The sequence below is a fragment of the Belliella alkalica genome, from assembly GCF_022549785.1.
GTDB lineage: Bacteria > Bacteroidota > Bacteroidia > Cytophagales > Cyclobacteriaceae > Belliella > Belliella alkalica.
Map to the genome: position 1 here is coordinate 1 of NZ_JAKZGO010000036.1, position 5,496 is coordinate 5,496.

The window sequence follows — 5,496 nt, forward strand, 5'->3', positions numbered from 1 at the left end:
TGCTTTACGGTGTTAGTTTTACCATAAAGCAAACGATAACTGATAAAATAATAGTGGTCAAAAATGTCATTCTGACAATACTGACCACTATAATAAAATGGTCAACATGGTCAGATTGACAGTGGTCAACATCACCGGAATCTTAACCCTAGATTACATTAACCTTCATTTAACGGGGTGGTCAACATCATCAGAAAAAAGTGGTCAACATCACCGGAATAGGTGGTCAAGATGGTTCGGAATATACATTGAAGGACATCTCCAGAGTAAATGGAAATAATGAGCCTTAAATAATACATTTTCTGTTGAATTAGCCCTCTCTAGCAAGTAATCAAACTCTCTTTTTGCAGCATATGTTAAATCTTCATAGGAACAGACTTTTTCAGGTTTATTTGTCTTCTTGCATAACAGGGGAAAGTATGCTTGACTTTCAAAATCAAAAATAGCATAGTCTATCTCGAACTGAGCTTTTTCTTTATCTGCTAAAGACTTGGCTTGATCTCTAAATTTCACCAGTGAATTTAATCTACTTCTTTTATGAACCAATTCTAAAAATAAATCATCAAAGAAATCATTAAATTCTAAAATTGAGTTGAATTTGGTAGTATCGATTTCTTCTGTTGCCATATCCTAATTTTTAACAAATTAATCTATATCAATTTTTAAGCTAGCTGCAAGATTTTTAATTGACTCACTTTTTGCTCTTGACTTTATAGCTTGATTGAAGGTGTCTCTTTCTTCATTCCCAGCATTATCAAGAACCAAACTCATATCGGCTAAACGTTTGCTTAAAATTTTCAAACAACTATCATTATCTAGAATTGAAGGTTTGAAAATTGTTCTTATAGAATCAGAAGCCTTCTCTTTCAATGAACTAAAATCAAATAACCATTCACTTAAGAAAAGAAAAATTTCTGGAGTAATTCTATTTGTACTGATTAGGTTATCACGAACATTTTTGAATGTTGATGAAAGTCGTTGACCAACATCATTCATATTTTTTACTAGGTATCCAATTACTTCTGTGTTAGCTAACTTATTTTTTTCAATTATTTCTAATAATAAAAATTCTAAAGCTTCAATTGCAAAGCTATTCCAGTCAGAATAGTTAATAGCCTTAACTCTTTTAAAACTATCTAAATTAGGCTTTCTAAAGACATCAATCCACTTTGATTTGTCATAATTATTAAAGTGATTTATTAACCCATCAACGCAGTCTTTACATAAACTCAATTCAAGTTGATGAGCTATTTCATAAAAGCCAATACTCAATTTGATGAATTCTAAATCAGATTTTTCGTAATCAAATGAATTTAAATCCCTTATAAGGGATTCAGCAATTAAGCTATTTGCTTCACAGATCTCATCAAAATTCTTTAAAATCTCATTTACATAGGCCTTTTTCTTTGGGTGATCATTCTCTACTAAAAACCTTACAATTTCTTTATTCAAATCACTTGAACTAAAAGAAATTGAATTGATTAATAAGTCATCATAACGGATGAAATGAAGAATACTGTTAGATACTTTTTCAATAATGTCTTCCTCGGTATTTTGAAGGACCTTATTAAATGGGGAATTGTAATTTGGATGGAAGCTACTTCCTATTATTAGTCTCAAAGCTAAGAGATCGAAGTAAAATGATTCTTCTGGGCTTGTTGCAGAGAAAAAGTTATAGATAGTATCATCAGAAATGGATAGATCAATTATTTCATTAAAGCAAATTTTAGATAGTCTACTAATTTCTCCAATTATTTTTGAATTGTTTTTATTTTTATTGACTCTTTCAATCAAAGATTGACCAAATAAAGTAAGGTCATATTCTTTAGGGATGTATTGTAAATAATTAATGTCCTCTAAATCACTATCCTTAAAACTTGATAAATAAGAATTTAATTTATTTTCATCACAGTAGATGTTATATATATGTGATTTCTCGCCTACAGCTTTAACAAGCTCTATCAATTCTTTTTCTTCCACATTTTTTTCAGGTAAATGCTGATAAATCACAAAATCAATTTTTTGTTTTTCTATCGAAGTATTCAGTTCATCGATTATGGATGCATACTTCACTGTATCAAACTCTTTGACTTCGACAAAATCATTGATTAACTTTCCTATCCACTTATTTTTATATTGAGGGGAAATCTTTTCTAAAAGTATAAGATGTGAGTTTTTAAGTTCTAATTGCTCAATTCTAATAGGCATTATTTTTTTGTAAATATCATCCCATATTTCTTGTAGAAAGAATTTAGTGATTTTAGCAGATTCATCAATAGTGTTCAAAACCTCGATTGGATTTGAGTATTCAATGATTTCCTCTCTTAAAACCGTCCTAAGAATATTCCCGAAAATATTGGTACCTGCAATCTCCTTAAATTTTGAAGTCTCTTTGTTTATTAATGCATTCTTGAGTTGTTTTCTATAAATCACCTCTAATGAATTATCAGAACTGATTTGATAGGCTAATGCAGTTATATATTTTTGAAAATCTTCGTCTCCATCAAACAGGTATTTCAAACCATACAAGTAATGTAAATCAGTTATTGCACTAAGAGGATTATTTAAAATGTGTTTTTTGTGGAGGATAAAAATTGAAATGTATCTATCAGGGATCGACTTATCAAGCATTTTGATAGCAATCACTTCATTAATAAAAGCGATTATTTCTCGGGGAGTTATTTGAGGTCTATAAACTTCGTAGGCTTGAATAACTTGTAAATACTCTTTTTCGTCATATTCAGAATTAGCTTCTTTCCATTTACTTTTGAAAAAATCCTTCCAATCAGATAATATAGGAGCTGAAACCCTGTATACCAAATCAAATGTTTTATTGATATAATCATCCGCATAGTCATGTTGCTCTCCATTCATTTCCTTAAAAGCATTTCGAATATGGTCTCTATCAAATGGAACAATTACTTTTATATTTTCATATTTTTTCTCAGAAAACAAAACGTGAAGTGAGGACCAAATATTGAGAATATGTTTTTTTGGGAGTCGATCAAAATTATCAAATACCACTACAAGTTTATTGGTTTTTAAATCTTGATCTATCGCATTAGTCCATTTAGTAAAATCTCTTACTGTTGGTTCACTTTCAGATATAGTTTCAATTTTAGTCTCTTGCTCTTGCTTATTAGTATAGACTTGGAATGTTTGTTGAGCTGCTAACTTAAATGAATAACAAAACCCTTTTTTGGATAACCAGTTATTCACAACATTAAAAATATAAATACCTAGCACAATCAAGATTGGGAAAATCACCAAGATAAACTTCCAAAAAATACTTTCAATATCTAGAAAATCATCAAGGTTATCCTTAAAAGTATTGACAGTAGGTATGTAAATAATTGAGAATAATGAAAATATAAAGCCTATACTAAGATATGGCCTATTAATAGTAGTGATTTCTCTTTCCTTACCTAGTAGCTTTTTGAGGTTTGATTTCCAAATAGTAGTGTTACTAATAAGTTTGTTATTTTTATCTAAAATAAAATCAGTCAATTCAATTAAAATAGATTTTCTCTGGTCATCCTCTTGATGACCCCATACATCATAAATAAAAAATTTATGATTTGGAAGTTTGTTATCTAATATCTTAACTAAGTTACTTTTACCCGTTCCCCAACTACCATCTATTCCTAAAATTTGAAATTTTTTATCCTCTAGAATTTGTGAAATTACTTCGGCAGTTTTTTCCTGAGATTTTCCAGCAAATAGGTCAGCTCCTATTGGCTCATTTGATAAAAATTTTAAAGTAGTCTCCTTTTCTGTTTTCATATCTCTTAATTTTCTATTTTAGCCAATCTAGATAGTAACAAACCCTTCAATTCCGTTAGCTTTTGGTTTTCTTTTTCAAGGTTTTCATTACGGGCAATTTTTATTTTCAACTTTTCATTGAAGTAGCTAAGAATATTTATACAATGTAGAGCAACATCAATATCATTTATAGAAGCTGTCGTTATACTTGGAACTGCTTAGCCTTGATTTAAAGCATCAAAATCAAGTTTTTTTAATATGTAATAAGTATAATATCCATTTATTTCATTATTAAATATTGAATAGAAGATTGTGTCAACACACCAAAAAGGCTGATTTATAAACATATTATTGCTCAATGTTCCTGTTCTTGGAATTAGAACACTAGGTTTAGTGTAAAGTGGTTTGTTGACTTTTTCTATTATCCGCCTGAATCATATAGTGGAATTTCTCCATCCGATAAATGCGAAAAACTTTTGCCATATTTTACTTCAAGCAAATCTGGTAAATTCCCAACCCTCCACCCCTCAGGCAAATTCTCTAAATCAATCCCATTCACGAACGACTCCCAATAAATCGCCTGTGCGGTCTCTTCCAGTTTTTCAATCAGTTTTTGGTTGATTTGGATGCGCTCCTCTATGGATTGGTACTCTGCAACGAACTCTCTTCAAATTTATCAGAAGCAAACTTCAAGAATATCAATCCTAGGATCACATGCTTATATTCAGAAGACTCTACAGTACCCCTTAGCTTGTTTGCCGAATACCAAAGACTCTATTCAATTGATTTCTGTTTTTTTGTAGCTACTTTTTTTGCCATGATGAATTGATTATTTCTTCTTAAAACTAATGAATATTTTGAAAAGATGACTTGACGAAGTGCAAATGTGTCAACAATTGTCAGAGTTTTTTTCTTTTGGTGAATTAGAGGTTTCTTTACTAACTCTTGATGAAGCTTGTTGTGGTGTAGATCTCACGAATTTTATCTCACCTTTGTAATCAATTAAAAACACCTTGATAGTAGGATCTTTAAGAAAAGGTTTTGCCATTAACATAAGGATTACCTTATTGAAAATTAAAGTCAGAAAAGTGAATTATGGTAATGCTCATTGGTTCAGGCTCCAACATTAACCAAAATTGAAGAAGAACCCATGATGGTTCAGAATATTCATTGGTAGGATTGGTGGAATCCATTTCTCTTCTAACAAAATATCTTCTCTACAGGTTATTTTTCACTATCAAAAAAGGAGGGATAGGAGAGGAGCTATACTGAGAATAGGTGAAAATTATGCTACTTAAGATCAAATAAAAATGGGTTCAATTTGGAAACTCTTCACCTATCTTCCAAATCTTCTTTTCGTAAAATAAACTACATTCTTTTCTGATGCATCAATAGCCTTTTCAATAGAAGTGATGTATTGTGAGAGGATGTTAACAGTCGAAATCGTTAGTTGATTTTTCTCTAGCTCCAGTATTTGTAAATCCTGACTGTATATTCCGAACCATCTTGACCACCTATTCCGGTGATGTTGACCACTTTTTTCTGATGATGTTGACCACCCCGTTAAATGAAGGTTAATGTAATCTAGGGTTAAGATTCCGGTGATGTTGACCACTGTCAATCTGACCATGTTGACCATTTTATTATAGTGGTCAGTATTGTCAGAATGACATTTTTGACCACTATTATTTTATCAGTTATCGTTTGCTTTATGGTAAAACTAACACCGTAAAG

Annotated in this window: 3 protein-coding genes and 1 pseudogene; all 4 read right to left on the minus strand. The window is 30.7% G+C overall.

Going from position 1 to position 5,496, the window contains the following annotated elements:
• Positions 1-210: 210 nt before the first annotated feature.
• The gene (locus MM213_RS20355) at positions 211-627 is read right to left on the minus strand and encodes a hypothetical protein (RefSeq protein WP_241414724.1); all 417 of its coding nucleotides are present in this window, start codon (positions 625-627) and stop codon (positions 211-213) included.
• Between the two features lie 18 nt (positions 628-645).
• Positions 646-3,783, minus strand: coding sequence for a P-loop NTPase fold protein (locus MM213_RS20360; RefSeq protein ID WP_241414725.1), 3,138 nt, complete (start codon positions 3,781-3,783; stop codon positions 646-648).
• 615 nt (positions 3,784-4,398) lie between these two features.
• A pseudogene (locus MM213_RS21095) lies at positions 4,399-4,521 on the minus strand (type I restriction-modification system subunit M N-terminal domain-containing protein); the annotation flags it as partial.
• A 577-nt stretch (positions 4,522-5,098) separates the two neighbouring features.
• Positions 5,099-5,392, minus strand: coding sequence for a hypothetical protein (locus tag MM213_RS20365; RefSeq protein ID WP_241414726.1), 294 nt, complete (start codon positions 5,390-5,392; stop codon positions 5,099-5,101).
• Between the last annotated feature and the right edge of the window lie 104 nt (positions 5,393-5,496).

Bases quoted from the DNA above. Each gene is read 5' to 3' on its own strand.
- MM213_RS20360 (WP_241414725.1), bottom strand. From the start codon at position 3,783: ATGAAAACAGAAAAGGAGACTACTTTAAAATTTTTATCAAATGAGCCA.
- MM213_RS20365 (WP_241414726.1), bottom strand. From the start codon at position 5,392: ATGGTCAGATTGACAGTGGTCAACATCACCGGAATCTTAACCCTAGAT.
- MM213_RS20355 (WP_241414724.1), bottom strand. From the start codon at position 627: ATGGCAACAGAAGAAATCGATACTACCAAATTCAACTCAATTTTAGAA.